Source organism: Rathayibacter tanaceti, assembly GCF_009834165.1.
Lineage (GTDB): Bacteria > Actinomycetota > Actinomycetes > Actinomycetales > Microbacteriaceae > Rathayibacter > Rathayibacter tanaceti.
Window position 1 is genome coordinate 2,396,880 of record NZ_CP047186.1, and the last position, 25,110, is coordinate 2,421,989.

The following is a 25,110-nucleotide window of genomic DNA, read 5'->3' on the forward strand; positions in this document are numbered from 1 at the left end:
GCGTTCTGCGGCCCGAGCCGCGAACCTCTCGGAGGCGACCACGGTGCTCGGCATCCAGGTGACGAGGCCCGATGAGGGTGACGGGCCAGGAGTTCAGAGGCACTTTAGGAGATCGTCGAAGTCGTCGTCGATTGTCCTGTCGACGTCGACGTTGACAGCGGCGTCCACCTCAGCGTCGGTCGCGTTCTCGGGAACCTGGCCTTGCCCCGGTTTGGTGGACACCTTGTGAGAGAGGATGTCGATCATGGGTCGACAGCGTCGGGAGTTCACTCCTGAGTTCAAAGAAGAGGCCGTGAAGCTGGTCGTCGGCACGGGCCGGACGGTCGCGGCGGTTGCTCGCGAGATCGATGTCCAGGAGACCACGCTGGGCCGCTGGGTGAAAGCGTTCCGCGATGACCATGCCGAGACGGATGTGCCGCTGACGGAGAACGAGCGGGCCGAATTGGCCCGGTTACGCAGGGAGAACCAGGAGCTGAAACTGGATCGGGCGTTCCTGAAAAAAGCGTCGCTCTTCTTCGCCCAGGAAGCATCGGATACGAACGGGAAGCGTTCGAGCTGATGCACGCGGAGAAGAGCAATTTCAGCGTCACCCGCATGGTCCGGCTGCTCGAGGTGTCCCGGTCCGGGTACTACGCCTGGACGCGTCGCAAGCCCTCGCCGCGCGTGCTACGCCGCGAGGTTATCGAGGGGAAGATCGCCGCGTTCCACGCCGCGTCTGACGACGTCTACGGCACCCCGAGGATACTCGCGGACCTGCGCGCCGACGGCGAGGTCATCTCTCGAAAGACGGTCGCCGCAGCGATGCGCCGGCTGGGCCTGCGAGGCGTGTTCCCGCGGCGCTGGCGCACCACGACCGTCACCGACCGGGACGACGCCTACCCGGTCGATGCGGTGAAACGCGAGTGGGACACCGGCGCGCTGAACCAGGTCTGGGTCGGAGACATCACCTACCTGCGCACCTGGGAAGGCTGGCTGTATCTCGCGACCGTGATCGACGCGCACTCGCGTCGGGTCCTTGGACGGGCCATCGCCGATCACATGCGCGCAGACCTCGTCGAAGACACCCTCCGAATGGCGATCACTCTCCGCGGGCAGCTGCCGCCCGAGGTCATCTTCCACTCCGACCGCGGCACCCAATACGCGTCCGAACAGATCGAGATCTTCGCGCGAGACAACGGCCTGACACGCTCGATGGGACACACCGGAGTCTGCCGGGACAACGCGATGGCCGAGTCGTTCTTCGCGACCCTGAAAACCGAGCTCTACACCCGCCGCGTCTGGCCCACGAGAACGAAAGCCGCCCGCGAGGTCGGCGCCTGGATCGAAGCCCGCTACAACAGGCAACGCCGCCACGCCTCCCTCGACCAGCTCACGCCCGTCGAATTCGAGAACCGATACCCTGACCAGACCGCGGAAGCACAACAATCCGCATAACCCCGTGTCCACCATCCGGGGTCAAGGCCAACCTGGATTTCAATGTTCTTCTCGTCGGTTATGAGATGATCAGCACGGCGGGCCTCGCGGTGCGCCGCGGCGGCAACGTTCAGCCGACCGTTCGCGATCACCGACTTCTCGCTAGCATTCAGGTATCGACGAGAGGGTTCGCATGGACGCACTGCTTGGCCTGATCATCTTGGTTGCGATCATCTGGGCTGTGGTCTGGAATTCCGTTCCCGGAAATTCGTTGAGGTCAAGGCCGCTGGCCTGAAGGGGTCGATGGGTCGAGTGGGTTCGTGCGGTGACAACGCGACCACCGAGTCATTCTTCGCGCTGCTGCAGAAGAACGTTCTCGATCGGCAACGCTGAAAGACTCGGCAGGATCTGCGCCTCGCGATCGTCACCTGGATCGAGAGCACCTACCACCGCCGACGGCGACAACACATCCTCGGCCGCCTCACCCCAACCGAGTTTAAGATGATCGAAACCGCCGCACTCGCGGCGTAGAAAACGAGTCAACGAAACCTTCAGTCCCCCGGCCACCGTGGCCACATCGCCATCGCTACAGGGCCCGGAACCACCTTCACGATAACAATCCCCCGTAACTCAATACGGTCATAGACCCTCGTCCAGCCCGTGATCGACGTGGCGGGCCAACGTCCTCTGATGAGACTCCTCTCGTCGCCCCTAACACCGCCTCTCCCTACGGTGCCGCCTTCCACGACGTACCGGTTCGCCCTGAGGCGGAACCGTAGAGATTGCACTGGCTACTGGAAAAGTTCGGCGTTCTCCGTGATCCAATCGGGGATGGAGCGGGGTGCCCGCCCAAGCACGTCCGCGACGGTCGAGGTTCTTTCGGTGCTGGCTCCCGATGCGAAGGACTCGACATCGATTCCGATGATGAGCTCAACGGTCCATTCGGACATTCCGAGGGACAGCAGTGCGGCACGCTGTTCGTCGGGGGTTCGGTGGGTGTACGTCACGGTGCGCCCGATAGCTCGCGAGATGTGCTCGGCAATGGCATCCACAGTGAGCCCGTCAGGGCCGGTGAGGTGGTAGGCCCTGCGAACCGGGCCACTCGCTTCGCCGCTCAGGATAAGGCGGGTCGCCACGTCCCCGACGTCACGAACATCGATGAGGTTGGCGTGACGAGTCCCCGCCGCTCCGCCCCAGAGGTTGTTCTTAATGAGTTGGGCCTGAGCGCCGATAACAGCGGTGAAGGTCATCGGTCGCAGCAGGCTGTATCCGATGTCGACCGTGCTGAGGTGGTTCTCTACCTGGAGGTGCCAGTCCAAGGGGTGAATCTGGGAGGGCCAGCTCCACGAACTCACCTTCACCAGGTGCTCGACTCCGGCATTCACGGCGGCGTCGATGAGGGCAATTTCCTGACGAGCCTGGTCGTCGGAGCTGCCCAACGAGATGACCAGCACGCTTGCGCCGTCGACGGCGGATGCAATAGACGCGGGGTCCTCATAGTCGATCTGCACGTTCGTGATCTGACGATTCGTGGTGTCCGGCCCTGACGGCGTTCGGCTCAGTGAACGGACGGCGACTCCTCCCCCGGCCAGTCCCTCCACGATTACGCTGCCGACCTTACCTGTCGCTCCAGCTACGGCGATCAGCTTGGGTGGTGATAGGTCATTCATGTCTGTTCCTTTTCCTTGTGATGACGGCGTGGGTGGGCGCGGAATGCGCCACCTTCTAACCGCAGAAATACGCCTGACTCGCGTTATGGTGGCTTTTCGTCGGCCGTGGTGGCGGCTCAGCCTCGCCTGGCGACGGCGGCACGGGCCGAGTGCCAGAGGGTGCGGGGGTTGTCGCGGTCACCGTGCAGCTCGAGCATCGCGTGGACGATGCCCTCAATGCCGTGGTCCTCGTTGACGATGCGGCTGAAGTCGCGAAGGTACTGCTGGCTCGCGGCGATGATCTCGGGGCGGTCGGGGGCACCGACGCTCTTGTGCCCCGCGACGACGACCTTGGGCTTCAGGTCGGCGACACTCTCCAGGCTGGCTATCCACGCCTCGCGGGTCTGCTCGTCCGTTTCTGCTGTCATCATGTGCACGCCGTTGTAGACGACGTCACCGCCGATCACCGCAGCGACGGACGGGACGTGAAGAACAGTGGAGAACTCGGTATCGCCCTGGCCCACCGGGACAGCCCGCAATATGCGGCTCTCCAGCTCGAACTCGCTGCCGTCCAGGGGCTCCGGTAGGACGGGGGTCCGTGGCAGCTCTCCAGGAAAGCTGGCCTTCCAGTAGGCGGACACGTTTGGGTCCGTGGCCTCGAACCGCGCACGTTCGACTATCTCGGGGGTGGCGATACCGCGAGCCTCGGGGAAGTGCTCCTGGAGGCGGGCGAGGCCGATCCAATGATCCTGGTGCCCATGGGTGATGTAGACACCAGTGATGCGTTTTCCAAAGCCCCGCACCCAACCGGCGAGCGAGTCGACCTGGTCACGGGTGATGAGCGTGTCGACCAGGATGGCCTCCTCCGCTCCCGCGATCAGCGTGCTGCTCATGGGCGACCACATCGGGTCATCGCCCGGACCTCGTGCTGGAGCGCCTGCAAATGGGCGCATCGGTGCGACGTAGACATCGACGGCGAGATCGTTCGGGTTCATGCGCGTACCTCCTGAGCACAGTCGGGATGAGTCCGACGGGTTATGCTATGTACCATAGCATAGACTGGCGAGGTTTGCTGAACAGTGAGGAAGGATGGTCTCCATGGCAGAGGGCGTGCGTGAGGCGATGATCAGGGAGGCATGGTTCCTGATCGCCGAGCGAGGACTAGAGGGCATGTCGACTCGCGAGGTGCTCGCCCGGACCGGAGCACCGCGCGGCTCCGTGTACCACCACTTCCCTCGCGGCCGTACGGAACTGATCGAACTCGCCATCGACCACTCCCGGCAGTGGATGCAGGACCAGATCGCCGCGATGCAGGCGCGGACTCCGCGCGAGGTGGTCTCCGGTTACATCGACATCTGGCGCAGGGTGGTCGAGGGCACGGATTTTCGTGCAGGCTGCGCGATGGCCGGGGCGACAACCGGTGGACATGACCCGGCGATTCTCGATCAGGCAGAGGCTGCCTTCACGGCCACTGGCGAAGCACTCGCGGCTCGGCTCGAACAGGCTGGAGTAGCGCCAGACGAGGCGGCGCAACGCGCCAGCTTCCTGGTGATTGCAGCAGAAGGCGCCGTCATCCTGGCGCGCGCAAGGCGTAGCAGTGACCCGCTCGACCTCGTTGAAGCGCGGGTCGGCTGACGTCGTACATCCGTATGCGACAGTCCCGTACGACCAAACTCCCGCATGCAACGCGTTCGGTTGCGAGCATTCAGATACTTATGTAGTATCGAAACATGCCTGGAGCAAATACCCAGTTCTCCATCGCCGCGCATGTGCTGGCGGCGATAGCGCTGTACGACGGAACGTTCACGTCGGAGCATCTCGCAGGGAGCGTGAACACGAACCCTGTCTTCGTCAAGAGGATCCTCGTGAAGCTCTCGAAGGCCAACCTGGTGGTTTCACGTGTGGGCAAGTCTGGTGGATACGCCTTGGCTCGGCGCCCTGAGATGATCTCGCTCCTTGAGGTCCACTCGGCAGTCACTACTCCGGAGCCGTTCGCCATCCATAGCTATCCCGAGAGGCAAGACTGTGTCGTGAGTCGCAATATCAAGGATGTCCTGGGGGATCTGCGGTCTGAGGCACAAACGGTTCTCGAGGGCGAGCTGCGGCGGACTTCACTGGCGGACGTGGTGTCGAAGATCAGAGCGCAATCGATCTAAGCCGACCCGACGCCAGCCCTTATCCAGCTATTTTTTAACCATAAAACATACTTATGTGGTATCTATATCACGAGAGGAACGAACAATGGCGGGAATTAACAGAGGCAGCGGAGCGAAGCGAGGCGGTGAGGCACGCACTGCGGTGCTGATCGGCGTGACCGGAGGGTTCGGCAATGCGCTGGCGAAGCTCCTCTCGAATGAAGGCTTTAGGCTGGTGCTCGCTGCGAGGAGCGAGAACGATCCCGCAGCACTGACAGGCCGCAATGACGGTTCGGCCATCTACGTGCGCGCCGACGTCTCCGATCCGGCGAGCCTCGAAAAGCTGGTGGCCGAGTCGTTTGATCACCTCGGCCGGATTGATGCGGTGGTGAATCTCGCGGGCGTGTCTCCGCGCAGGGCGATCGACGCGTATACGCCGGCTGACGTCGATTCGCTGCTTTCCATCAACGTGAAGGGGCCGATCTTCGTGACCCAGGCGTTTCTGCCGGGAATGCTCAAGCAAGCCGGCGGTGGTGTCATCGTGCATCTGGGCGGCGCCATGGACGGCCGGGTCGGGCTCCCGATGATGAGCGCGTATGCGGCGACCCGCAGCGCGTTGGCGGGCTACGTGCAAGCCTCGAACCGCGAACTTGCCGGGACCGATGTGTCTCTCTCCTTCTTCGGACCTGCGCCCGCGAACACAGAGTCGGAGTCGGCATTCTTCGGCATGTGGGACAAGATGAAGGTCTCGCTCGTCGAGCCCGAGCAAGTCGCTCGAGAAATCCTCATGACCATCCGCAGTCGACGCACATTGCACGTTATGGGCGGCGGCATGATGCGGATGATGGCGTCCGTCAACGCCATATCACCATCAGCTGCCGATGCGATCGGTTTGCGGCGATTCGGGAATCTCGTCACGCAGTACAACCCGCGCTGAATCTCGGCCAGGGGCGCGGCTGCGCTCCTGGCTGGCCTCTCCCCGTCGGAGATACAGCGGAGGACGACGCTCCCCCGCCTCCGCTGGCCGACACCACGGTGGGAGAATAACATTCTGGGTCTCAACCGGCGCGAACGCCAGCGACGTCAAATTACCCGCCAGCCGCACCGAAGTCAACGTCGTACTCGCCCGCTACGAGACGAGCTGGTACACCGCCGGTGCAGCGACTCGCAGACGCAGGCGCTCGCCCGGATCCGGTCCAGGGGATCCAGCGCTCCGGAAAGGGTTTTCGTGAGGAAACCGTGGTGCCCCTGGAGGGACTCGAACCCCCAACCTGCTCCTTAGGACGGAGTCGCTCTTCCATTGAGCTACAGAGGCTGGCGGAGCCAGTGTACCCGCCGCATCCCGCCGCCCGCGAAGCGCGCCCCGGCCATCGCGCTGACCTCGCCCCACTTGACGCCGAGCCCGCTCAGCCTGCATGGTTAGTTGCCGAACCAATGAACCACACAACCGGTACCGGAAGGAGCCCGCGTGGACGACTCCCGCCCGCTCTTCCTCCAGATCGCCGAGCAGCTCGAGAACGAGATCATCGCCGGGGCTCTGCCGGAGGAGTCACAGGTCCCGTCGTCGAACGAGTTCGCTGCGTTCCACCGCATCAATCCGGCCACTGCCGGCAAGGGCGTGAACCTCCTCGTCGACGACGGGGTGCTCTACAAGAAGAGAGGGATCGGCATGTTCGTCGCCGAGGGAGCGCGCAGCCGGCTGGTCGAGAAGCGCCGCACGCAGTTCCGCGACCAGTTCGTCGCTCCACTGCTCGCCGAGGCCGCCAAGCTCGGCCTCAGCACCGAGCAGCTCGCCGACATGATCAGAGAAGGAGGATCGCGATGAGCGCGGTCATCGAGGTCCACGACCTCAGCAAGCACTACGGCCGGATGCGCGCCGTCGACGGCGTCGGCTTAGCGCTGGAGGAGAACCGGATCCACGGGCTCCTCGGCCGCAACGGCGCGGGCAAGACGACGCTGATGTCGCTGCTCACCGGCCAGGAGTTCGCCAACTCGGGCGAGATCCGCGTCTTCGGGCAGTCGCCGGTCGAGAACGCCGCCGTCCTCTCCCGCACCTGCTTCATCAAGGAGAGCCAGAAGTACCCGGACGACTTCACGGTGAAGCACGTGCTGCGCAGCGCCCCCTGGTTCTTCGACGGCTGGGACGAGGCGTTCGCCCGAGGGCTCGTCGAGGACTTCCGCCTCCCTGTCGACCGCAAGATCAAGAAGCTCTCACGCGGACAGCTCTCGGTGATCGGAGTGATCGTCGGTCTCGCCTCCCGCGCCCCGCGATCCTCCGCCGGGCGACCCCGCGCAGCTGAGGAGTGAACCGGGAGGCGGAACCACCCCGGCCGAGCATCGCAAGGCCCTTCCGCCCCGGTCGTCCAGCTGCGAGCGTGGCCCCATGGCCGACTCCCCCGCCCCGTCCCTCCTGCCCGTCCCCGAGCACAGCTGGGTCGCGAGGCCCGCCGACGCCGAGCTGACCCAGGACACGCTCGACACGGTCGACGCCTGGTGGCGCGCCGCGAACTACCTCGCCGTCGGGCAGATCTACCTGCTGGCCAACCCGCTCCTGAAGACCCCGCTGAGCCGCGAGGACATCAAGCCCCGCCTCCTCGGCCACTGGGGCACGACCCCCGGGCTCAACCTGATCTACGCGCACCTCAACCGCGTGATCCGCGAGCGCCTTCAGCCGACCCTCTACGTCACCGGCCCCGGACACGGCGGTCCCGGCATGGTCGCCAACGCCTACCTCGACGGGACCTACAGCGAGATCTACTCGCACATCGACGAGTCGGAGGAGGGACTGCGCCGACTGTTCCGCCAGTTCAGCTTCCCGGGCGGCATCCCGAGCCACGCCGCTCCCGAGACCCCCGGCAGCATCCACGAGGGCGGCGAGCTCGGCTATGCGCTCAGCCATGCCTACGGCGCCGCCTTCGACAACCCGGACCTCCTGGTCGCCGCGGTCATCGGCGACGGCGAGGCCGAGACGGGACCGCTGGCCACCAGCTGGCACTCGAACAAGTTCCTGAACCCGCTCAACGACGGAGTGGTCCTGCCGATCCTGCACCTCAACGGCTGGAAGATCGCGAACCCGACCATCCTGGCCCGCATCCCGCAGGAGGAACTCGAGAGCCTGCTCCGCGGCTACGGCCACGAGCCGTTCCTCGTCGAGGGCGGTTTCGACGGCGAGGACCCGATGCGCGTGCACGAGCGGTTCGCCGACGTCCTCGACACCGTGCTCGACCGCATCGCCGCGATCAAAGAGCGCGCGGCAGCGGGCGATCTCAGCCGCCAGGCCTGGCCCATGATCATCCTGAAGACCCCGAAGGGCTGGACCTGCCCGACGGAGATCGACGGCGCACAGGTGGAGGGCACCTACCGCGCCCACCAGGTGCCGCTGCCCAACGCCCGCGACACGGAGGCGCACACCCGCCTCCTCGAGGACTGGATGCGCTCCTACCGCCCCGAGGAGCTGTTCACCGAGGACGGCGGAATCGTCGCCGGCGTCCGGTCCCTCGCGCCCGACGGCGAGCTGCGGATGAGCGCCACGCCGCACGCGAACGGCGGCCTGCTGCGGCAGACGCTCGACCTCCCCGACTTCCGCCGCTACGAGGTGGTCGTCGAGCAGCCGGGCGGCACGGTCGCCGAGGCGACCAAGGTGCTGGGCGAGTGGCTCGCCGACGTCATCCGAGCCAACCCGACCGACTTCCGTCTCTTCGGGCCTGACGAGGTCGCGAGCAACCGCCTGCAGTCGGTCTACGCCGCCACCGACAAGCAGTGGTCGGCCGAGCTCAGCCCGCTCGACGACCACCTCGCACGCGCCGGCCGGGTGATGGAGGTGCTCTCTGAGCACCAGTGCCAGGGCTGGCTGGAGGGCTACCTCCTCACCGGCCGCCACGGGGTGTTCACCTGCTATGAGGCGTTCATCCACATCATCGACTCGATGGTGAACCAGCACGCGAAGTGGCTCGACGGCTCCCGCGACATCGAGTGGCGCCGTCCGATCGCGAGCCTCAACTACCTGCTCTCGAGCCACGTCTGGCGTCAGGACCACAACGGCTTCAGCCACCAGGACCCGGGCTTCATCGACCACGTGGTCAACAAGAAGCCGGAGGTGGTCCGCGTCTACCTGCCCTTCGACGCGAACACACTCCTCTCGACCTACGACCACTGCCTCCGCAGCGTCGACTACGTCAACGTCGTCGTCGCGGGCAAGCAGCCCTCGCCCCAGTGGCTGACGATGGCGGAGGCGGTCACCCACTGCACTCGCGGCCTCGGCATCCTGGAGTGGGCGAGCAGCGAACGGCCCGGCGAGTCTCCGGACGTCGTGCTCGCCTGCGCGGGTGATGTGCCGACCCTCGAGACCCTCGCCGCGGTGAGCATCCTGCGCGAGAAGCTGCCGGACCTCGCGATCCGCACCGTCAACGTCGTCGACCTCATGCGGTTGATGTCCGAGTCGGAGCACCCGCACGGGCTCTCGGACAACGAGTTCGACGCGATCTTCACGCCGGACCGCCCGATCGTGTTCGCCTATCACGGCTATCCGTGGCTGATCCACCGACTGACCTACAAGCGTGCCGGCCACGGCAACCTGCACGTGCGCGGCTACAAGGAGAACGGGACGACCACCACTCCGTTCGACATGGTGATGCTCAACGACCTCGACCGCTATTCGCTCGTGATCGACGTCATCGATCGCACCCCCGGCCTCGGTTCCCGTGCCGCGGGCCTCCGCCAGGAGATGCAGGACGCCCGCATCCGAGCCAGGGCCTACACCCGCGAGCACGGCGAAGACATCCCCGAGGTCGCGAACTGGGCCTGGTCCGGTGAGCGCTCCGGCAACGCGAGCGCCAGCACCGGCGCTGACAACGAGTGACACGGCGCGAGGGGCGGCCTCGGCAGCGTTGTCGTCAGGCCGCGGGGGCGAGGTAGTCGTCCCAGTCGGGGATCGTCCGCTCCGCGCCGCGCACGAGCCAGGAGCCGGCGCGCGGCATCCGGGGGACGGTGCGCAGGCGCCAGCCCATCTCCTGCGGCGTCCGATCGCTCTTGAGGTTGTTGCAGCGCTGGCAGCAGGCGACGAGGTTCTCCCAGGTGTCGCGGCCACCGCGCGACTTCGGCTGGATGTGGTCGATCGTCGCCGCGTGCTGTCCGCAGTACCCGCAGCGGTGGTTGTCGCGTCGCAGAACTCCCCGGCGCGAGACCGGCACCTTGCGGCCGTTCGGGATGCGGACGTACCGGGTCAGGACGATCACCGACGGACGCACGTAGTCGCCCTGCGCGCCGTGCACCGGATTGCCCTCGTCAGCGGCGATGACGGTCGCCTTCTCGGTCATCAGCAGGACCAGTGCCCGCTTGAACGAGACGACGGCGAGCGGCTCGTAGCCGGCGTTGAGAACCAGGGTGCGCATCAGTGACCTCCGTGCTGTCGCACGCCGTCCCGCGGAGTCGTCGCGACCACGAGCGAGGGCGCCGTCGCGAGGACGGCGCCCTGGGAGGCCACGGCGCAGCGCCGCGTGATGGCGTGGGTCCGTATCCGCGTGTCGGAGGAGTGCACCGCCGCGGCGAGGACCCGCGCGCGTACCGACTCGGCCGGCCGCACGCGCGAGCGCGTCCCCACGCTGTGGCGCCCGCTCCGCTCGGCCATTCCGGCACTCCGTCCCTCGACGAATACGTCCGCTCGTCACGTGAGCGGACTGAGGATCAGGTTAACCCTTCGTGCCCCGAACGCCAGCGGTCCGGCCGGATTCGTCACACGTCGTTCACGTACACCAATGACGAGAGCCCGCCCCTCGGTGAAGGGGCGGGCTCTCGTCATCGGCGGGTCGATCAGCCGTTGATGCGCACGATCCGGTAGTCGGAGGTCCACAGGGGTTGGACGCGGACGCTCGCGCCCTCGTACGGCGCGTGCAGGATGTTGTCGTTGCCGGCGTAGAAGCCGTCGTGGCCGTCCATGATGACGAGATCGCCGGGCTGCGCATCGGCGAGCGAGACCGGGGTGCCCATGGCGCCCTGGCCCGCAGCCGAGTGCGGCATGGAGATGCCGTACTGGGCGAAGACATACATCACGAAGCCGGAGCAGTCGAAGCCGCTCGGGTCCGCGCCACCGAAGACGTAGGGGACGCCCTGGTACTGCATCGCCGTGGCGAACACGGACGAGAGGCTGTATCCGGTGGTCGGCGGGGCCGCGGCGATCTCAGGCGCGGAAGCGCCGGAGTAGGAGTTGAACTCCTCGGCGGTCTCGGCGCGCGCCTGGGCGACGTCGGTGGTGTCGGCGACCGGCTCGGCCACCGGCTCCGGAGCGGCGACCGGCTCAGGAGCGGGCGGCGGCGGCGCTGCCTCGGCCGAGAAGCCGTCTCGGGCGATGGCGGCCTGCACGACACCGCCCGCGACGGCGACGGTCTGGGCCTCGCCCTGACGCAGGAGATCGGCGCGGGAGGCGGAGAAGAGCCCGTCGTCCTGGCTGCCCGGGGTGAAGGCGTAGGCGGGGAGAGCCATCGTCGCGACGAGAGCGCCGGCGAAGCCGACCATGGCGACCTTGCCCACGGCCCGGCCGCGACGCTTGCGCGGGGTGCCCGCAGGCGACGGGACGAAGTCGGTGACGTCGGCACCACGGACCGGCGCGACGGGCACGGCACGGCGGGCGACCGGCGCGTCTCCGCCGATCCGCGCCCTGATCACCGGCGGCTGGTTCTCGAAGGAGGCGTTGCTCGAGTGGTTCGGGTGGGTGGAGCGGAACCGGTCGGGGGAACCGGCGCCGTCGTTGGGGGTGACGGGATTCTGGGGCAAAAGGGAAGATCCTCCGACGTCCCGTCAGCCCAGGCAGCTGTCCCGTCTCATGCGCGAGGCATCGGTGTGAACAGGATCCGAGACGGGCGAGGGGACGTCGGATCCCGCGCCACGAGGCCGAGGCTCGGCCGCAGGGCTCCACAGAGCGTAAGCGACCGTTACCGATTTGTCACCTTCTCGGCGGGAAGAGACCGCTCCCCGACCACGGAGCAGGTCCCCGATGCACTGGTGGAGCTCGGCACTGCGAGCGTGCTCGCCTCGGCCCCGCGGTCCGCTGTGTCGCGGATCGGCGGAGGACCCGCCCGCAGCGTCGGCCTCCGACCGATGGTCGTCCTCCTCGTGGACGATCTCAGACGACGAGGAAGATGTGCGCCGCGACCTCGTTGGGCAGCTCGATGCCCGCCTCCGCGCCATCGATGCGCGCGAGCACATATCCATTGAGCGCCGAGAACTCTCCCTCCGCACCCGGCATGACGCCGGACTGCTTGAGCTGGAGGAGGAGCTCGGGGTCGACCTGCGCGGGCTCGCCCAGACGACGCACCACACCTCGGCGGGGCTCGGTGGTCCCGGCGACGAAGCGCGGCAGGCTGATGACCCCGTCCGCGAAACGCGAGGCGGGAGAGTCGCCGAGCTCGTCGAGCCCGGGGATCGGGTTGCCGTAGGGCGACTCCGTCGGGTGGTCGAGCATCTCGAGGAGCCGCCGCTCCACCTGCTCACTCATGACGTGCTCCCAGCGGCACGCCTCCTCGTGCACGAACTCCCAGTCGAGCTTGATGACGTCGTGGAGGAGCCGCTCGGCGAGACGGTGCTTGCGCATGACGTGGATCGCCTTGCGGCGTCCGTCCGATGTGAGCTCGAGGTGACGATCTCCCGAGACGACGACGAGGCCGTCGCGCTCCATCCGTCCGACCGTCTGCGAGACCGTGGGGCCGGAGTGGCTGAGTCGCTCCGAGATGCGCGCCCGCAGCGGAATGATGTTCTCCTCCTCGAGCTCGAGGATGGTGCGCAGGTACATCTCGGTCGTGTCGATCAGATCCGTCATCTCAGCCTTCCCGTCTCGGCGCGCTCAACCTTAGTGCGCGGCACGACGCAGCATCGGCGCTGCGGCACGACGCAGACCTCCGTCGCTCGGAGGGGGATACGGGCCGGGAACCCTAGTATTAACGCATGCCGGACCTCACCATTCCTCGCGAGCTTCTCCCCCACGACGGACGGTTCGGCTGCGGCCCGTCCAAGGTGCGCCACGACCAGCTCGCCCACCTCGCGACCCAGGGTGCGCACCTCCTCGGAACCTCGCACCGCCAGGCTCCGGTGAAGGATCTCGTCGGCCGTGTCCGCGAGCACCTCGCCACCCTGTTCCGCATCCCCGACGGCTATGAGGTGCTGCTCGGCAACGGCGGCTCGACCGCCTTCTGGGACGCCGCCGCCTTCTCCCTCATCGAGCGCCGCGCCGAGAACCTCACTTTCGGCGAGTTCGGGCAGAAGTTCGCCGCCGCCGCCTCCGCTCCGTTCCTCGAGCCCCCGCACGTGGTCGCCGCCCCCGCCGGCTCGCGCAGCGGGGTCGAGATCGTCGAGGGGATCGACGTCTACGCCTGGCCCCACAACGAGACGAGCACCGGAGTCATGGCGCCCGTGCGGCGCGTCCGCGGCGACGAGGGAGCACTGACCGTCGTCGACGCGACGAGCGCGGCCGGCGGCATCGACGTGGACCTCGCTGAGGCCGACGTCTACTACTTCGCGCCCCAGAAGAACTTCGCCTCGGACGGCGGCGTCTGGTTCGCCCTCTTCTCCCCCGCAGCGATCGAGCGGATCGAGCGCATCGCCGCCGGCGGCCGCTACATCCCCGAATTCCTCAGCCTCAAGAACGCCGTCGACAACTCCCGCCTGAACCAGACTCTGAACACTCCCGCCCTCTCGACCCTGCTGCTGATGGAGTCGCAGCTCGAGTGGATGAACGCCTCCGGCGGACTCGCCTGGGCGTCGGCGCGGACCGCGGAGTCGTCCTCCGCCCTCTACGACTGGGCCGAGGCGTCCTCGCTCGCCACTCCGTTCGTCCAAGACCCGGACCACCGCTCGCAGGTCGTCGCGACCATCGACTTCGATGCCGCGGTCGACGCGGCCCTCGTCGCGAAGGTCCTCCGCGCGAACGGCATTGTCGACACGGAGCCCTACCGCAAGCTCGGCCGCAACCAGCTGCGGGTCGCCACCTTCGTCGCGATCGAGCCCGACGACGTCCGCTCGCTGCTCTCCTGCATCGACTACGTCCTCGAGCGACTGGCCGACTGAGGCGCGCCGATGCGTCTGTGGTTGCGCGAGGAGGAGCGGCGGCCGAGCCCGCCTCCCTACGAGAGCGATGACGCGACGGCGCTCCTGGTCGGTTGCATCGCCTGGGCGGTCGCGCTCGTGGCGGTGCTCGTGGCAGCGGCGGTGGGAGTCGTCGCCCCGCCCGTCGTGCTCTCGACGGTCGTGATCGGGCTGGTCCTGGGCACGATCGGGCTCTTCTACAGCCGCAACCGCCGCTGACCGCGCTGAACGACTAGAGCGCGTCCGTCTCCATCCGCAGGCTCGTGCCCTCGTTCTCGACCACCAGCCGGACGCGGAGCTGCGCGAACTCCGAGAGGCGGTCGACGTGCGTGCCGCCGCAGGGGATCGCTGCTGGACCCGCCGGCAGCGTGCAGCGCCAGGTTCGGCGGGTGCTGAGCAGATCGTCGTCTCGGTGGATTTCCACGTCCGCGCCGGTGGCGATCCACTCGGCGAGCAGGCCGTCGATGCGCCTCTGCACCGCCGCCGTCTCCGCGACCAGCCGGGCGATGTCGACGCCGCTGCGGCGCAGCGAGGTTCCGAGGCGGTAGACGTCGGTCGATCCGGATTCGCGGATCACCGACGTCCGGATCGCCGCCTGATCGAAGTCGGGGCTGCCGAGGGAGTCGGCGCGGGCGGGCTTCGACCAGAACGACGCGACGGCTGCGTTGAGCGCGAGGGAGGCGAGATGGCACGCCGTGTGGCCCCGCGACAGCCGACCACGGTACTCCGGATCGACCTCGACCTCGACCGCATCGCCCAGCGAGAGCAAGGAGGCGTCCTGCACGACGTGCACGACGACGAAGCTCCAGCCCGCCGAGCCCAGCCGAGCGGGCAGGCGATCGCCCACGTGCAGCTCGCCGTCCTGCCAGGCGCCGATCCGGCAGTCGAGGAGATCGAGGCTCTCCCCGGCCAGGACGAGGGCGCCGCGGTCGGCCCCCTGATCGGGCCAGGTCGGATCGACCGGATGCGCCGCCGTCGCATCGAGGACGACCGCCCAGCGTCCGTCCTCGAGTGCAGAGAGGTGCTGCACTCGACCGGTTGTGCGGGTCGCGCCGTCGGGATACGCGATGCGGGTGTCGGAGTCGATCGTCATGGGCAGCGCTGCGGTCCGGCGGCCGGTCGTGTCAGCGTCGCCGACGTCGGCGACGGGTGGGAGCAGCGACCTCGCGCGCGCCCGTGCGGGAGTCGTCATCGGAGTACTCCGGCGAGTCGTCGGCGGAGTCCTCGCCCTCATCGTCCTCGGCGTCGTCCTCCGGATCGTCGCCCTCGAGACCGGCATCGTCGTCCAGATCGCCCTCGAGATCGGAGTCGTCGTCCTCATCTGCGGAGTCGTCGAGATCGTCCTCGTCGAGGTCGTCCGTCTCGTCGTCGACCTCCTCACCGGCGGCCTCCTGCGCCGCGTGGTAGTCGGCGAGCCGGACCGACCACGGCACCCAGTCCGGAGCGAGCACGGCTCCCTCTCCTGGGAGCAGCTCGACCTCGAGCACGGCCACACCCTCGGTTTCGTCGATCCGCGAGAGCGTCGCCGTCCACAGCCAGCCGGGATACCCGCGCATGCGGTTGGCGAACTGCAGCGAGAGCACGTGCTCGCCCTGCGCCACCGTGTCCACCAGGTCACCGATGGTCTCCGCGGGCGTGATCTCGGCGAGCGCAGCGCGCGCGACATCGACCGATGCCGCGAGCACCGGGTCGGGCTCGAACACGGGCTCGATCCCAGCCGGCTGCTCGCTCTCCGAACCGTCCTCGACCGCCGTGGCCTCGCCGAGGGACGCGTCCGCCTCCGACCCCTCGCCCCCGGGAGCACTCGAGTCGGTCGTGCCCGATCCCGATCCTGCGGGCTCAGGGGACTCCGCCGGTGCAGCCTCCGAAGCCGGAGCGTCCTCGCGCGGCTCCTGGCCGGAGGTCGTCTCGTCCGCGTCAGGCATCCAGCTCGTCCGCAACCCGGCGCAGGAGCGCGGCGATCGTCCGGCCGTGTGCCTTGTCGGGGTAACGGCCCCGCTTGAGCCCGGCGCCGATCCCGTCGAGCAGCTTGACCGTGTCCTCCACGATCACGGACATGTCGTCCGCCGACTTGCGATTGAGCTTCACCAGGCTCGGCGGCGTGTCGAGGACCCGCACCGAGAGCGCCTGCGCACCGCGCTTGCCGTCGGCGACGCCGAACTCGAGTCGACTGCCGGCCTTGACCGCGGTTCCGGAGGGCAGCGCGGAAGCGTGCAGGAAGACCTCCTGGCCGTCATCAGTGCTGATGAAGCCGAAGCCCTTCTCCTCGTCGTAGAACTTGACCTTGCCGGTAGGCATGCGGACCCCTCCTGGAAATGAAGCAGCCATCAGTTTAGTCGACCGTGACCGCCCTATCCTTGACAGGTGAAGCCACAGGAGCCCGCGGGCATCGGACGCGCGGAGCGCACCCTCGCCTACATGTTCATCGCGATCATCATCATGACGGTCCTCGCGTTCCTCGCGATCCTCGTCGCTCCCGCTCTCGGCGTCCGGGCGTACACGGGTCCGCTGTGGCAGTTCGTCTTCGCCGTTCCGCTCGTGGGCCTCCCCATCGCCTTCGTGATGATGATCGCGATGCTCATCGTGGGAGTCCGGCGCCGCCGCGCCCAGTCCTGACTCCGCCGTTCCGCGCCGCCGGGCGACCATAGAGCGCCCGGCCACTCGGCTCCCAGACTCTGTACAGCCGACGGCCAGATACTGGCGTGCATGGACGGACCCCGCATTCTCATCGTCGACGACGAGCCCAACATCAGAGACCTGCTCACCACGAGCCTCCGTTTCGCCGGCTTCGCCGTGCGGGCGGTCGGCAACGGGGCGCAGGCGATCTCCGCGGTCCTCGAGGAGGAGCCGGACCTGATCATCCTCGACGTCATGCTGCCGGACATGAATGGCTTCGGCGTCACCAAGCGCCTCCGCTCAGCCGGGTACACGTCGCCGATCCTCTTCCTCACGGCGAAGGACGACACCGAGGACAAGATCACCGGCCTCACCGTCGGCGGCGACGACTACGTCACCAAGCCGTTCAGCCTCGACGAAATCGTCGCGCGCATCAAGGCGATCTTGCGTCGCACCATGCACGCGGAAGAGGACGCGGTCATCCGCGCCGGCGAGCTGACCATGGACCAGGACACCCACGAGGTCCTCGTCGGGGACGAGCCGGTCGAGCTCAGCCCCACCGAGTTCAAGCTGCTGCGCTATCTGATGCTCAACCCCAACCGGGTGCTCAGCAAGGCACAGATCCTCGACCACGTCTGGGAGTACGACTTCAACGGCGATGCGGGCATCGTCGAGTCCTACATCTCGTATCTCCGCCGTAAGCTCGACACGCACTCGGAGGAATCGCTCATCCAGACCAAGCGAGGATTCGGGTACATGCTGAAGGTCGCGAAGGCATAGTCTCCGCGCCTCGGCGCCCGTCTCCGATCGGAGGCGCGACGCTGCCGATCCCGAGGGAGTTCCACCGCCATGCACCAGGGTCTGGCCGAGCGGTGGAACTCCATCTCGCTGCGCACGAAGATCACCGCAGTGACGGTGCTCCTGCTAACGCTCGGGCTGCTCGTCTCCGGCATCGGCACGATGACGATGCTCAAGCCTCAGCTGGTGGCACAGCTCGACGCGCAGCTGACGGACCAGGCGCAGAAGACCGCGAGCGACTTGGCGGTCCGCGGCATCGCCGCGCTGGACGACTCCAAGGCCGACTACGGAGCGGTCTACGCGCCCAACGGCGCTCTGTACAGCACGAACGCTGCGGGAGCGGCGGCCCCCGAGTTCCCCGAGGTCTTCACCATCGAGCAGGCCCTCCAGAGCGGGGACAAGACGATGGACATCTGGAGCGCGAACGGCAAGATCGAATATCACGCGCTGTCGACGGTCTACTCCCAGGGCGCCGGCTACGAGACCCTGCTCCTCGCCGTGTCGACCCGCAGCGTCGACAACATCATGACGACCTACCTCACGATCTTCCTCGGCTTCGGAGTCGCGATCGTCGTGATCGGCGCTCTCCTCACCCGCCTGCTCGTCACCACGACCTTCGCCCCGCTCCGCGAGGTCGAGCAGACCGCCGCCGCCATCGCCGACGGCGACTTCAGCCAGCGCCTGGACAGCACGACTCCCAACACCGAGGTAGGCCGGCTCAACCGCTCGCTCAATGCGATGCTGGGGCGGATCGACTCCGCCTTCCGCGATCGCGCGCGCACCATCGATCAGATGCGCAGGTTCGTCGGTGATGCGAGCCACGAGCTGCGCACTCCTCTCGTCTCGGTCCGCGGCTACGCCGAGCTGTACCGGATGGGCGCGCTGCAGACCCCCGAGGCAGTGGGCCAGGCGATGGAACGCATCGAGAAAGAGGCGATCCGGATGGGCGGCCTCGTGGAGGACTTGCTCGAACTCGCCCGCCTCGACGAGACCAAGCCCCTCGCGCTGGCCCCCGTCGACCTCATGCCCCTCGCGCGCGACGCCGCGATGGATGCGATGGCGTCGTGGCCGGACCGCGACTTCGGCGTCGAGACCCGCGACGACACTCCGGTCGAGACCCCGGCGCTCGAGCCCGACGAGGCCGACGCTTCGGCGACTCAGCCGATGGAGCTGTCCAATCCCGGGCTCACCGGCCCGATCCTCGCCGCCGGCGCGCGGCTCGCCCGGTTCCGCCGACGTCCGCGCCGGGTGAAGGCCGAGGAGATCGCCGCCGGTACGGCCACTGCTCCCGAGGCGCCCGGTGTTCCCGCGCTGGTGATGGCGGAGGAGAACAAGATCCGCCAGGTGCTGACCAACCTGATCGGCAATGCGGTCCGCTACACGCCCGAGGACACTCCGATCGAGATCGGCGTCGCCGTCGATCGCTCGCGAAGGCTTGCTCTGCTGGAGGTCATCGACCACGGCGAGGGCATCCCGCCGCAGATCCGCGAGAAGATCTTCCAGCGCTTCTGGCGCGCGGACACGTCGCGCACCCGCGAGACAGGAGGCAGCGGTCTGGGCCTGGCGATCGTGTCCTCGATCGTCGCCGCCCACAAGGGCCGCGTCGACGTCGTCGAGACCCCCGGCGGCGGCGCGACGTTCCGCGTCGCCCTGCCGCTGCTGACGGTCGGTCAGAACGGCGAGACGTCACCCGCCTCCGTCTGACCCGTCGACCCTGGAGCCGCGCGTCTCCGGATCACCCTCGGGCCTGCGGCTCGCAGGAAGGGACGGTTGTGTGCGAACACCGAACGGAACGCGATCCGCCGAGCCGGAGTGCAAGGCGGAGGCTGACGGGGCGAAGGGAGGCGCCGGACAGCCGATCGGCGCCCACATGGACCCGCACACACACAGACGGCGGCTCCCCCGGAGGGGAACCGCCTTCTGTGCAGTCGGAGACGGACTAGAAGTCCATGCCTCCGGTGGGGTCGCCGCCAGCAGCGACCGGGTTCTTCTCGGGCTTGTCGGCGACGACGGCCTCCGTGGTGAGGAAGAGACCGGCGATCGACGCCGCGTTCTGCAGGGCCGAGCGGGTGACCTTGACCGGGTCGATGATGCCCGCAGCGATGAGGTCGACGTACTCGCCGGTCGCGGCGTTGAGGCCGTGACCGGTCTGCAGCTCGCGGACCTTGGCAGCGACGACACCGGGCTCGAGACCGGCGTTCAGCGCGATCTGCTTGAGCGGGGCGTCGATGGCCACCTTGACGATGTTCGCGCCGGTCGCCTCGTCTCCGACCAGCTCGAGCTTCTCGAAGGCGATCTTGCCGGCCTGGATGAGGGCGACGCCACCACCGGCGACGATGCCCTCCTCGACGGCGGCCTTCGCGTTGCGCACGGCGTCCTCGATGCGGTGCTTGCGCTCCTTCAGCTCGACCTCGGTCGCCGCTCCGGCCTTGATGACCGCAACACCACCGGCAAGCTTCGCGAGGCGCTCCTGGAGCTTCTCGCGGTCGTAGTCGCTGTCGGTGTTCTCGATCTCGCCGCGGATCTGCGCGACACGACCGGCGATGGCCTCGGCGTCGCCGGCACCCTCGACGATCGTGGTCTCGTCCTTGGTGATGACGACCTTGCGGGCCGAGCCGAGCAGGTCGAGGGTGACGTTCTCGAGCTTGAGGCCGACCTCCTCGGAGATGACCTGGCCGCCGGTCAGGATCGCGATGTCCTGGAGCTGCGCCTTGCGGCGGTCGCCGAAGCCGGGGGCCTTGACGGCGACCGACTTGAAGATGCCGCGGATCTTGTTGACGACCAGGGTCGCCAGCGCCTCTCCGTCGACGTCCTCGGCGATGATCAGCAGCTGCTTGCCCGCCTGGATCACCTTGTCGACGACAGGGAGCAGGTCCTTGATGTTCGAGACCTTCGAGTTGACGATGAGGATGTAGGGGTCCTCGAACACCGCCTCCTGGCGGTCGGGGTCGGTCACGAAGTACTGCGACAGGTAGCCCTTGTCGAAGCGCATGCCCTCGGTCAGCTCGAGCTCGGTGCCGAAGGTGTTCGACTCCTCGACGGTGACGACACCCTCCTTGCCGACCTTGTCGATCGCCTCGGCGATGATCGCGCCGATCTCCGGGTCCGCCGCCGAGATGGAGGCGGTCGCGGCGATCTCCTCCTTGGTCTCGATGGCCTTCGCGCCGGCGACGAGCTCGGCGGTGACGGCCTTGACGGCCTTCTCGATGCCCTTCTTGAGGCTGATCGGGTCGGCACCGGCGGCGACGTTGCGCAGACCCTCGCGGACGAGCGCCTGAGCGAGGACGGTCGCGGTGGTGGTTCCGTCACCGGCAACGTCGTCGGTCTTCTTGGCGACCTCCTTGACCAGCTCGGCGCCGATCTTCTCGTACGGCTCGTCGAGCTCGATCTCCTTGGCGATGGAGACACCGTCGTTCGTGATGGTGGGGGCGCCCCACTTCTTCTCGAGGACGACGTTGCGGCCACGCGGGCCGAGGGTCACCTTGACCGCATCAGCCAGAGTGTTGAGTCCACGCTCGAGGCCGCGGCGGGCTTCTTCGTCAAAAGCAATGATCTTGGCCATGTGTGTTTCTCGTCCCTCCCGGACGTCGTGAAAGTTTCTGTGCTGGCACTCGACTGGAGCGAGTGCCAAGACCGATTCTGGCACTCGCGGTGGAGGAGTGCAAGCGACCGCCGCGACCGCCGCAACAGAAGGAGCCGCCGTCCGCACCAGGCGGACGACGGCTCCTCGAGCAGTCTCGATCAGACCGGACGGACCGATTCGGCCTGCGGGCCCTTCGACCCGGTGCCGACCTCGAACGCGACCTGCTGGCCCTCCTCGAGGACCTTGTATCCCGACATGTCGATGGCGGAGTAGTGGACGAAGACGTCCTGACCTCCGCCGTCGACGGTGATGAAGCCGTAGCCCTTCTCAGCGTTGAACCACTTGACGGTTCCGTTCGCCATCTCTGTACTCCCCAGTGCTGTGCTGCCCGCGGCACGAGCGATGCGCTGGTGCCTGGTTCGGAATCCTAACCGCACGGTTCTGCCTCGACAGGGCCGGAAGCGCCAGCGGGGCAAAGAGTTGCCCGGGATTCAACACGGGGGAAACGTGGCTGTAACAGAGGAGCCGGATCAGCCCTGGGCGGCCACGTAGTCGGCGCCCAGGACCACCACAACGGCACCGGTCTCGACGAAGTCCTGTGAGAGGGCGACGGAACCCGTGCCGAGGGAGCCGACGAGCCCGAGCGCTGCGCCCTCGAGCGCCGGATCGGTGTAGTAGACGGTGGTGGTGGCGACGTTCTCGGTGTTCGCGTTCGCGACCGTGGGGACGCTCCAGCCCGCGGTGGTGAGGGCATCGCCCGCGCTGGCGGCGAGACCGGCCGTCGCGGTGCCGTTGAGCACGGCGACTCCGAGGGACGGATCGACGGTCGCGACCGCGGTGGGCGCCGACGACGCTCCCGCCGCATCGGTCGGCGCCGTGAAGACGTCGGTGAACTGCACGCGATTGTCGATGACCAGCAGCCCGATGAAGCCGAGGAGGACGATCACGCCGGTGGCCAGGGCAGCCCAGGCGAAGGCGATCGCTCGGGCGTGCGGAGCCGGCGGACGGCGGTGCGCGCCGATGCGGCCCTCCGTGGCCGGGATCTCGTCGAAGCGGTCTCTCGGGTGCGTATTCGACATCGGGGGTACGGCCGGCCTTCCGTTGGTGGACTCGAGCAGCTCGTCTACTCGAGGCGCCCGAGGCGTCGCGCGGCGCGGGCGCCGGCGCGCTGGTCGCGGATGCGCTGCAGCCGCGAGACGAGCATCGGATCGTGAGCGAGAGCGGCCGGTGAGGCGAGCACTGCGCTGAGCACCTGATAGTAGCGGGCCGCCGAAAGCCCGAACTGGGAGCGGATCGCGTCGTCCTTGTCGCCCGAGCGGGACGTCCACTCGCGTTCGAAGGCGAGCACCCGCAGGTCGCGTTCGGAGAGGCCGGTGCCGGAGGTCGGGTCCGTCGTCGTGCTCATCTCTCCACAGTAAGGAGGACGGCCGGCACCCCGCGGAGGCGCTCCGACCGACAGCGAGCGCGATCCCGCGCGATCTCGACCAGGAGACGCCCGAGCACGGTCGCGATCACGGAATGCGCCCGCGCAGGACGGGGTTGAGGGAAAGAGGAGGGGAGCGACCTCCCCCGTACACTGGCGAGGATTCCTAGGGAGACCCATGTCGTCGTATTCTGTGAACAAGACCGACGCCGAGTGGCGCGAGGAGCTCGACCGCGAGCAGTACGCCGTGCTGCGCCAGGCCGCCACAGAGCGCCCGTGGACGGGCGAGCTGCTCGACGAGCACCGCTCCGGCCTCTACACCTGCGCTGCGTGCAGCGCCGAGCTGTTCAAGAGCGGCACGAAGTTCGACTCCGGGTGCGGCTGGCCCAGCTTCTACGAGTCGGTGGACCCGGACGCGGTCCAGCTGATCGAGGACAGCACACTCGGCATGGTGCGCACCGAGGTCCGCTGCGCGAACTGCGGTTCGCACCTGGGCCACGTCTTCCCCGACGGCTTCGGCACCCCCACCGGCGATCGCTACTGCATGAACTCGGTCGCGCTCGAGTTCACGCCCGAGGGCGAGTGAGAGTGTCCTCCTCCCCCGTCCTCGAAGCCGTCCTCGCGCGCCGATCGCGCTCGAAGGTCACGGCCGAGGCGCCGGGACACGAGGAGATCGCGACGCTCGTCTCCGCGGTCTCACGGCTCGCTGATCACAGTTCGTTGCGTCCGTGGCGTGTGATCGAGATCCGCGGAGCCGCTCGCGACCGGATCGGTCGCAGCTTCGCGGCCGCCTCCGGCGCCAAGAAGGACGGGCGCAGGTACATCGAGAAGACCCACCGTGCCTCACTGCTCCTCGCCGTCGTGGTCAGTGTCAAGAAGTCGAAGGTCCCGGCCTGGGAGCAGGAGGCGGTCGCCTCCGGCGTCGCGCACCTCCTCAGCCTGCTACTCGACGAAGCGGGCTGGGGCGTCTTCTGGCGCACCGGCTCCTACACGCGCGCCAAGGCGGTGCGGAAGGCGCACCGCCTTGAGAAGGGCGAGGAGTTGCTCGGCTGGCTCTACGTCGGCCGTCCCGACGGGAAGATCGGCGGGCCGAAAAGGCCTGCGCCGGCTGACCGGCACCTCAGCGTCCTCCAGCCCTGAGCGGCTGTCGCGGGCCTCGGGGCGGATCCGTCCCGAGGCCCGCGATAGGGTGTCCGGGTGCGCGAGCGCACCTGCCGACGTGGCGCAATTGGTAGCGCACCCGACTTGTAATCGGGCGGTTACGGGTTCAAGTCCCGTCGTCGGCTCACAAAGGACGAAGGCCCCGGACGCGCGTTGCGCAGCCGGGGCCTTCGTCGATGTGTGTGTCTAACCAGCCGCTGCCGGGGTGGACTCGGCCGGCGCAGGCGCCTCGGTCGTGGTATCGGTCGTGGCGGGAGCATCGTCCGGAGCCGGTGAGTCGGTGGCGGTCGGTGCGGGCGTCGCCGACGAGTAGGAGTCTGCTGCCGCCGACAGGACGAAGGAGCTGAAGGCGTCCGGGTCGGTCAGCGAGCCGGAGTAGGCCTCGCCGTTGACCAGGACGGTCGGGGTGCCCGTGACGGCGGGGACATCGGTGCCGGGCAGGGGGCCTGACGTCGCGCGCTCGGTCGCCGCGCGCACCCAGCTCACGAAGCTCTGGTCGTCGATGCAGCTGTTCACCGCCGCCGCGTCCTCGACCCCGGCCTGGGCCGCGTAGTCCTTGAGCTGGTCGTCCGAGAGCCCATCCGTTCCTTCGGCCGGCTGGTTAGCGAAGAGCAGCGAGTTGAAGTCGAAGAAGGAGTCGGGAGAGGTGTCGGCCACGCAGGCGGCGGCGTTGGCGGAGCGCTCCGAGTACTTGGTGCCGTTGGAGCGCGTGGTGAGGATGGCGATCGGGTGGATCTCGACCGTCGCGGCGCCGCTGGTCACCCACTCCTTGATCTGGTCGCCGTTGGTCTGCTCGAACTGCCCGCAGTAGGGGCAGAGGTAGTCGAGGTAGACCCGGATGTCGACCGTGCCCGATGACGTGTCGAGCGCGCTGGGAGTGGGGGTGCCGTCGGCTGGGAGGGCGGGGCTCGTCCGAGCCACCATGTTCTCGCCGACGACGACGCCGTCGCTGGCCATGTTGGCCGGACCCGGACCCGCCGGGCGGATGCTCGAGGTGACGGCGAAGACCACGATCGCGACGACCGCGATCACGACGACGGCCAGCCCGCCCTGCAGGGCGAAGCGGCTCACGCGGTCGCGGCGCTTCTGCTGCTCGCGGAGTCGGCGCGCCTTCTCTCTGGCGGCCTCTCGTCGCTGGTTCTTCGAGAGACGGTCATTGGCTCCGCCGTTGGTCATGACAAGGACGCTCCGAGTGAGAGAAGGGGATGGGTGTGCCGCTCAGGCTGCGACTCGCCGGAATCCTACGCGGGAGCCCTGGGA

General features: G+C 67.9%; 27 protein-coding genes, 2 tRNA genes and 2 pseudogenes. 16 read left to right on the top strand and 15 right to left on the bottom strand.

Translation table 11 applies throughout. From position 1 onward, the window contains the following. Nucleotides 1-93 precede the first annotated feature (93 nt). Nucleotides 94-246 carry a hypothetical protein gene (locus GSU10_RS11205; RefSeq protein WP_158286100.1) on the bottom strand — a complete coding sequence of 51 codons (153 nt, stop codon included), beginning with the start codon at nucleotides 244-246 and terminating at the stop codon, nucleotides 94-96. Between GSU10_RS11205 and GSU10_RS11210 the strand changes: the two genes are divergently transcribed. Both GSU10_RS11210 and GSU10_RS11215 read left to right on the top strand, forming a co-directional pair. Next, a protein-coding gene (locus GSU10_RS11210) for an IS3 family transposase (RefSeq protein WP_422395427.1) occupies nucleotides 236-1,434 on the top strand; the annotation gives its coding sequence in 2 pieces (ribosomal slippage) (nucleotides 236-509 and nucleotides 509-1,434; 1,200 coding nt in all). The two genes, GSU10_RS11205 and GSU10_RS11210, sit on opposite strands and share 11 nt — an antisense overlap. Nucleotides 1,435-1,644: 210 nt before the next feature. Next, nucleotides 1,645-1,944: pseudogene (locus tag GSU10_RS11215) on the top strand (integrase core domain-containing protein); the annotation flags it as partial. A 260-nt stretch (nucleotides 1,945-2,204) separates the two neighbouring features. On the opposite strand, the gene GSU10_RS11220 reads toward GSU10_RS11215, so the two are convergent. Together GSU10_RS11220 and GSU10_RS11225 are read right to left on the bottom strand one after the other, a co-directional pair. Next, complete coding sequence (locus GSU10_RS11220) at nucleotides 2,205-3,083, bottom strand: NAD(P)H-binding protein (RefSeq protein ID WP_068208236.1); 879 nt, start codon at nucleotides 3,081-3,083, stop codon at nucleotides 2,205-2,207. Nucleotides 3,084-3,199: 116 nt separating this feature from the next. After that, a complete protein-coding gene (locus tag GSU10_RS11225; protein WP_068208239.1) occupies nucleotides 3,200-4,057 on the bottom strand; it encodes an MBL fold metallo-hydrolase in 858 nt (285 codons plus the stop codon). Nucleotides 4,058-4,160: 103 nt separating this feature from the next. Here GSU10_RS11225 and GSU10_RS11230 point away from each other — a divergent pair, with 103 nt between their 5' ends. The 3 genes from GSU10_RS11230 (at nucleotide 4,161) to GSU10_RS11240 (ending at nucleotide 6,134) form a co-directional block, all read left to right on the top strand. Further along, the gene (locus GSU10_RS11230; protein ID WP_158286101.1) at nucleotides 4,161-4,697 is read left to right on the top strand and encodes a TetR/AcrR family transcriptional regulator; all 537 of its coding nucleotides are present in this window, start codon (nucleotides 4,161-4,163) and stop codon (nucleotides 4,695-4,697) included. A gap of 95 nt (nucleotides 4,698-4,792) precedes the next feature. Beyond that, nucleotides 4,793-5,218 (top strand): Rrf2 family transcriptional regulator, encoded by a 426-nt coding sequence (locus GSU10_RS11235; protein WP_068208241.1) that lies wholly within the window; start codon nucleotides 4,793-4,795, stop codon nucleotides 5,216-5,218. Nucleotides 5,219-5,303: 85 nt separating this feature from the next. Beyond that, nucleotides 5,304-6,134: an SDR family NAD(P)-dependent oxidoreductase gene (locus GSU10_RS11240; protein WP_158286102.1), complete on the top strand. Its 831-nt coding sequence runs from the start codon at nucleotides 5,304-5,306 to the stop codon at nucleotides 6,132-6,134. 303 nt (nucleotides 6,135-6,437) lie between these two features. On the opposite strand, the gene GSU10_RS11245 is transcribed toward GSU10_RS11240, so the two are convergent. Next, nucleotides 6,438-6,512: transfer RNA gene (locus tag GSU10_RS11245), tRNA-Arg, on the bottom strand. Nucleotides 6,513-6,665: 153 nt separating this feature from the next. Here GSU10_RS11245 and GSU10_RS11250 point away from each other — a divergent pair. The 3 genes and pseudogenes from GSU10_RS11250 (at nucleotide 6,666) to GSU10_RS11260 (ending at nucleotide 10,055) form a co-directional block, all read left to right on the top strand. Further along, complete coding sequence (locus GSU10_RS11250; protein ID WP_068208247.1) at nucleotides 6,666-7,022, top strand: GntR family transcriptional regulator; 357 nt, start codon at nucleotides 6,666-6,668, stop codon at nucleotides 7,020-7,022. Continuing rightward, nucleotides 7,019-7,462 (top strand): annotated as a pseudogene (locus GSU10_RS11255) (ATP-binding cassette domain-containing protein); the annotation flags it as partial. The gene GSU10_RS11250 and the pseudogene GSU10_RS11255, both read left to right, overlap by 4 nt. Before the next feature lie 118 nt (nucleotides 7,463-7,580). Continuing rightward, nucleotides 7,581-10,055: a phosphoketolase family protein gene (locus GSU10_RS11260; RefSeq protein ID WP_068208251.1), complete on the top strand. Its 2,475-nt coding sequence runs from the start codon at nucleotides 7,581-7,583 to the stop codon at nucleotides 10,053-10,055. A gap of 34 nt (nucleotides 10,056-10,089) precedes the next feature. On the opposite strand, the gene GSU10_RS11265 is transcribed toward GSU10_RS11260, so the two are convergent. From GSU10_RS11265 to GSU10_RS11275, 3 genes are all read right to left on the bottom strand, one after another. Then, nucleotides 10,090-10,587 (bottom strand): HNH endonuclease, encoded by a 498-nt coding sequence (locus tag GSU10_RS11265; RefSeq protein WP_068208254.1) that lies wholly within the window; start codon nucleotides 10,585-10,587, stop codon nucleotides 10,090-10,092. Nucleotides 10,588-11,005: 418 nt separating this feature from the next. Then, nucleotides 11,006-11,965: a C40 family peptidase gene (locus GSU10_RS11270; RefSeq protein WP_241972908.1), complete on the bottom strand. Its 960-nt coding sequence runs from the start codon at nucleotides 11,963-11,965 to the stop codon at nucleotides 11,006-11,008. A 349-nt stretch (nucleotides 11,966-12,314) separates the two neighbouring features. Continuing rightward, nucleotides 12,315-13,007, bottom strand: a complete 693-nt coding sequence (locus tag GSU10_RS11275; protein WP_132504892.1) for an iron-dependent transcriptional repressor DtxR — start codon at nucleotides 13,005-13,007, stop codon at nucleotides 12,315-12,317. A gap of 125 nt (nucleotides 13,008-13,132) precedes the next feature. Here GSU10_RS11275 and serC point away from each other — a divergent pair, with 125 nt between their 5' ends. Next, entirely contained in the window at nucleotides 13,133-14,251 is a 1,119-nt protein-coding gene (serC, locus tag GSU10_RS11280; protein WP_068210454.1) for a phosphoserine transaminase, read from the top strand. A 9-nt stretch (nucleotides 14,252-14,260) separates the two neighbouring features. Then, complete coding sequence (locus GSU10_RS11285) at nucleotides 14,261-14,488, top strand: DUF2530 domain-containing protein (protein ID WP_068210457.1); 228 nt, start codon at nucleotides 14,261-14,263, stop codon at nucleotides 14,486-14,488. 13 nt (nucleotides 14,489-14,501) lie between these two features. On the opposite strand, the gene GSU10_RS11290 is transcribed toward GSU10_RS11285, so the two are convergent. Genes GSU10_RS11290 through GSU10_RS11300 form a run of 3 tightly spaced genes read right to left on the bottom strand, consistent with a single transcriptional unit; the run spans nucleotide 14,502 to nucleotide 16,567 of the window. Further along, entirely contained in the window at nucleotides 14,502-15,461 is a 960-nt protein-coding gene (locus GSU10_RS11290; RefSeq protein WP_236713592.1) for an alanyl-tRNA editing protein, read from the bottom strand. Further along, nucleotides 15,394-16,194: a DUF3027 domain-containing protein gene (locus GSU10_RS11295; RefSeq protein ID WP_082845090.1), complete on the bottom strand. Its 801-nt coding sequence runs from the start codon at nucleotides 16,192-16,194 to the stop codon at nucleotides 15,394-15,396. Before GSU10_RS11295 ends, GSU10_RS11290 begins: the two co-directional genes overlap by 68 nt. Then, entirely contained in the window at nucleotides 16,187-16,567 is a 381-nt protein-coding gene (locus GSU10_RS11300; protein WP_068210460.1) for a cold-shock protein, read from the bottom strand. The genes GSU10_RS11295 and GSU10_RS11300 overlap by 8 nt, the downstream gene beginning before the upstream one ends. Before the next feature lie 66 nt (nucleotides 16,568-16,633). Here GSU10_RS11300 and GSU10_RS11305 point away from each other — a divergent pair, with 66 nt between their 5' ends. The 3 genes from GSU10_RS11305 to GSU10_RS11315 all read left to right on the top strand — a co-directional run bounded on the left by GSU10_RS11305 (nucleotide 16,634) and on the right by GSU10_RS11315 (nucleotide 19,387). Then, nucleotides 16,634-16,885, top strand: a complete 252-nt coding sequence (locus GSU10_RS11305) for a hypothetical protein (protein WP_241972909.1) — start codon at nucleotides 16,634-16,636, stop codon at nucleotides 16,883-16,885. Between the two features lie 90 nt (nucleotides 16,886-16,975). Next, nucleotides 16,976-17,665, top strand: coding sequence for a response regulator transcription factor (locus GSU10_RS11310; protein WP_055787731.1), 690 nt, complete (start codon nucleotides 16,976-16,978; stop codon nucleotides 17,663-17,665). Nucleotides 17,666-17,734: 69 nt separating this feature from the next. Continuing rightward, nucleotides 17,735-19,387 carry a sensor histidine kinase gene (locus tag GSU10_RS11315; protein WP_068210466.1) on the top strand — a complete coding sequence of 551 codons (1,653 nt, stop codon included), beginning with the start codon at nucleotides 17,735-17,737 and terminating at the stop codon, nucleotides 19,385-19,387. Nucleotides 19,388-19,622: 235 nt separating this feature from the next. On the opposite strand, the gene groL is transcribed toward GSU10_RS11315, so the two are convergent. The 4 genes from groL to GSU10_RS11335 form a co-directional block, all read right to left on the bottom strand. Continuing rightward, nucleotides 19,623-21,245 (bottom strand): chaperonin GroEL, encoded by a 1,623-nt coding sequence (gene groL, locus GSU10_RS11320; RefSeq protein ID WP_132504894.1) that lies wholly within the window; start codon nucleotides 21,243-21,245, stop codon nucleotides 19,623-19,625. Between the two features lie 179 nt (nucleotides 21,246-21,424). Beyond that, nucleotides 21,425-21,628: a cold-shock protein gene (locus tag GSU10_RS11325; protein WP_068210468.1), complete on the bottom strand. Its 204-nt coding sequence runs from the start codon at nucleotides 21,626-21,628 to the stop codon at nucleotides 21,425-21,427. 168 nt (nucleotides 21,629-21,796) lie between these two features. Further along, nucleotides 21,797-22,345, bottom strand: coding sequence for a LytR C-terminal domain-containing protein (locus GSU10_RS11330; protein WP_132504896.1), 549 nt, complete (start codon nucleotides 22,343-22,345; stop codon nucleotides 21,797-21,799). Nucleotides 22,346-22,389: 44 nt separating this feature from the next. Beyond that, nucleotides 22,390-22,671, bottom strand: a complete 282-nt coding sequence (locus GSU10_RS11335) for a DUF3263 domain-containing protein (protein ID WP_068210474.1) — start codon at nucleotides 22,669-22,671, stop codon at nucleotides 22,390-22,392. A gap of 196 nt (nucleotides 22,672-22,867) precedes the next feature. Between GSU10_RS11335 and msrB the strand changes: the two genes are divergently transcribed. The 3 genes from msrB to GSU10_RS11350 all read left to right on the top strand — a co-directional run bounded on the left by msrB (nucleotide 22,868) and on the right by GSU10_RS11350 (nucleotide 23,975). Next, nucleotides 22,868-23,275, top strand: coding sequence for a peptide-methionine (R)-S-oxide reductase MsrB (gene msrB, locus GSU10_RS11340; protein ID WP_068210477.1), 408 nt, complete (start codon nucleotides 22,868-22,870; stop codon nucleotides 23,273-23,275). Beyond that, the gene (locus tag GSU10_RS11345; protein WP_132504898.1) at nucleotides 23,272-23,829 is read left to right on the top strand and encodes a nitroreductase family protein; all 558 of its coding nucleotides are present in this window, start codon (nucleotides 23,272-23,274) and stop codon (nucleotides 23,827-23,829) included. The genes msrB and GSU10_RS11345 overlap by 4 nt, the downstream gene beginning before the upstream one ends. A gap of 73 nt (nucleotides 23,830-23,902) precedes the next feature. After that, nucleotides 23,903-23,975 (top strand) — tRNA-Thr (locus GSU10_RS11350). Between the two features lie 61 nt (nucleotides 23,976-24,036). Here GSU10_RS11350 and GSU10_RS11355 read toward each other — a convergent pair. Further along, a complete protein-coding gene (locus GSU10_RS11355; protein WP_068210481.1) occupies nucleotides 24,037-25,026 on the bottom strand; it encodes a DsbA family protein in 990 nt (329 codons plus the stop codon). Nucleotides 25,027-25,110 lie beyond the last annotated feature (84 nt).

Coding starts and splice junctions, on each gene's coding strand:
- GSU10_RS11205 (WP_158286100.1), bottom strand. CDS start 246: ATGATCGACATCCTCTCTCACAAGGTGTCCACCAAACCGGGGCAAGGC.
- GSU10_RS11220 (WP_068208236.1), bottom strand. CDS start 3,083: ATGAATGACCTATCACCACCCAAGCTGATCGCCGTAGCTGGAGCGACA.
- GSU10_RS11225 (WP_068208239.1), bottom strand. CDS start 4,057: ATGAACCCGAACGATCTCGCCGTCGATGTCTACGTCGCACCGATGCGC.
- GSU10_RS11230 (WP_158286101.1), top strand. CDS start 4,161: ATGGCAGAGGGCGTGCGTGAGGCGATGATCAGGGAGGCATGGTTCCTG.
- GSU10_RS11235 (WP_068208241.1), top strand. CDS start 4,793: ATGCCTGGAGCAAATACCCAGTTCTCCATCGCCGCGCATGTGCTGGCG.
- GSU10_RS11240 (WP_158286102.1), top strand. CDS start 5,304: ATGGCGGGAATTAACAGAGGCAGCGGAGCGAAGCGAGGCGGTGAGGCA.
- GSU10_RS11260 (WP_068208251.1), top strand. CDS start 7,581: ATGGCCGACTCCCCCGCCCCGTCCCTCCTGCCCGTCCCCGAGCACAGC.
- GSU10_RS11265 (WP_068208254.1), bottom strand. CDS start 10,587: ATGCGCACCCTGGTTCTCAACGCCGGCTACGAGCCGCTCGCCGTCGTC.
- GSU10_RS11275 (WP_132504892.1), bottom strand. CDS start 13,007: ATGACGGATCTGATCGACACGACCGAGATGTACCTGCGCACCATCCTC.
- serC (WP_068210454.1), top strand. CDS start 13,133: ATGCCGGACCTCACCATTCCTCGCGAGCTTCTCCCCCACGACGGACGG.
- GSU10_RS11285 (WP_068210457.1), top strand. CDS start 14,261: ATGCGTCTGTGGTTGCGCGAGGAGGAGCGGCGGCCGAGCCCGCCTCCC.
- GSU10_RS11290 (WP_236713592.1), bottom strand. CDS start 15,461: ATGACGACTCCCGCACGGGCGCGCGCGAGGTCGCTGCTCCCACCCGTC.
- GSU10_RS11295 (WP_082845090.1), bottom strand. CDS start 16,194: ATGCCTGACGCGGACGAGACGACCTCCGGCCAGGAGCCGCGCGAGGAC.
- GSU10_RS11300 (WP_068210460.1), bottom strand. CDS start 16,567: ATGCCTACCGGCAAGGTCAAGTTCTACGACGAGGAGAAGGGCTTCGGC.
- GSU10_RS11310 (WP_055787731.1), top strand. CDS start 16,976: ATGGACGGACCCCGCATTCTCATCGTCGACGACGAGCCCAACATCAGA.
- GSU10_RS11315 (WP_068210466.1), top strand. CDS start 17,735: ATGCACCAGGGTCTGGCCGAGCGGTGGAACTCCATCTCGCTGCGCACG.
- groL (WP_132504894.1), bottom strand. CDS start 21,245: ATGGCCAAGATCATTGCTTTTGACGAAGAAGCCCGCCGCGGCCTCGAG.
- GSU10_RS11325 (WP_068210468.1), bottom strand. CDS start 21,628: ATGGCGAACGGAACCGTCAAGTGGTTCAACGCTGAGAAGGGCTACGGC.
- GSU10_RS11330 (WP_132504896.1), bottom strand. CDS start 22,345: ATGTCGAATACGCACCCGAGAGACCGCTTCGACGAGATCCCGGCCACG.
- GSU10_RS11335 (WP_068210474.1), bottom strand. CDS start 22,671: ATGAGCACGACGACGGACCCGACCTCCGGCACCGGCCTCTCCGAACGC.
- msrB (WP_068210477.1), top strand. CDS start 22,868: ATGTCGTCGTATTCTGTGAACAAGACCGACGCCGAGTGGCGCGAGGAG.
- GSU10_RS11355 (WP_068210481.1), bottom strand. CDS start 25,026: ATGACCAACGGCGGAGCCAATGACCGTCTCTCGAAGAACCAGCGACGA.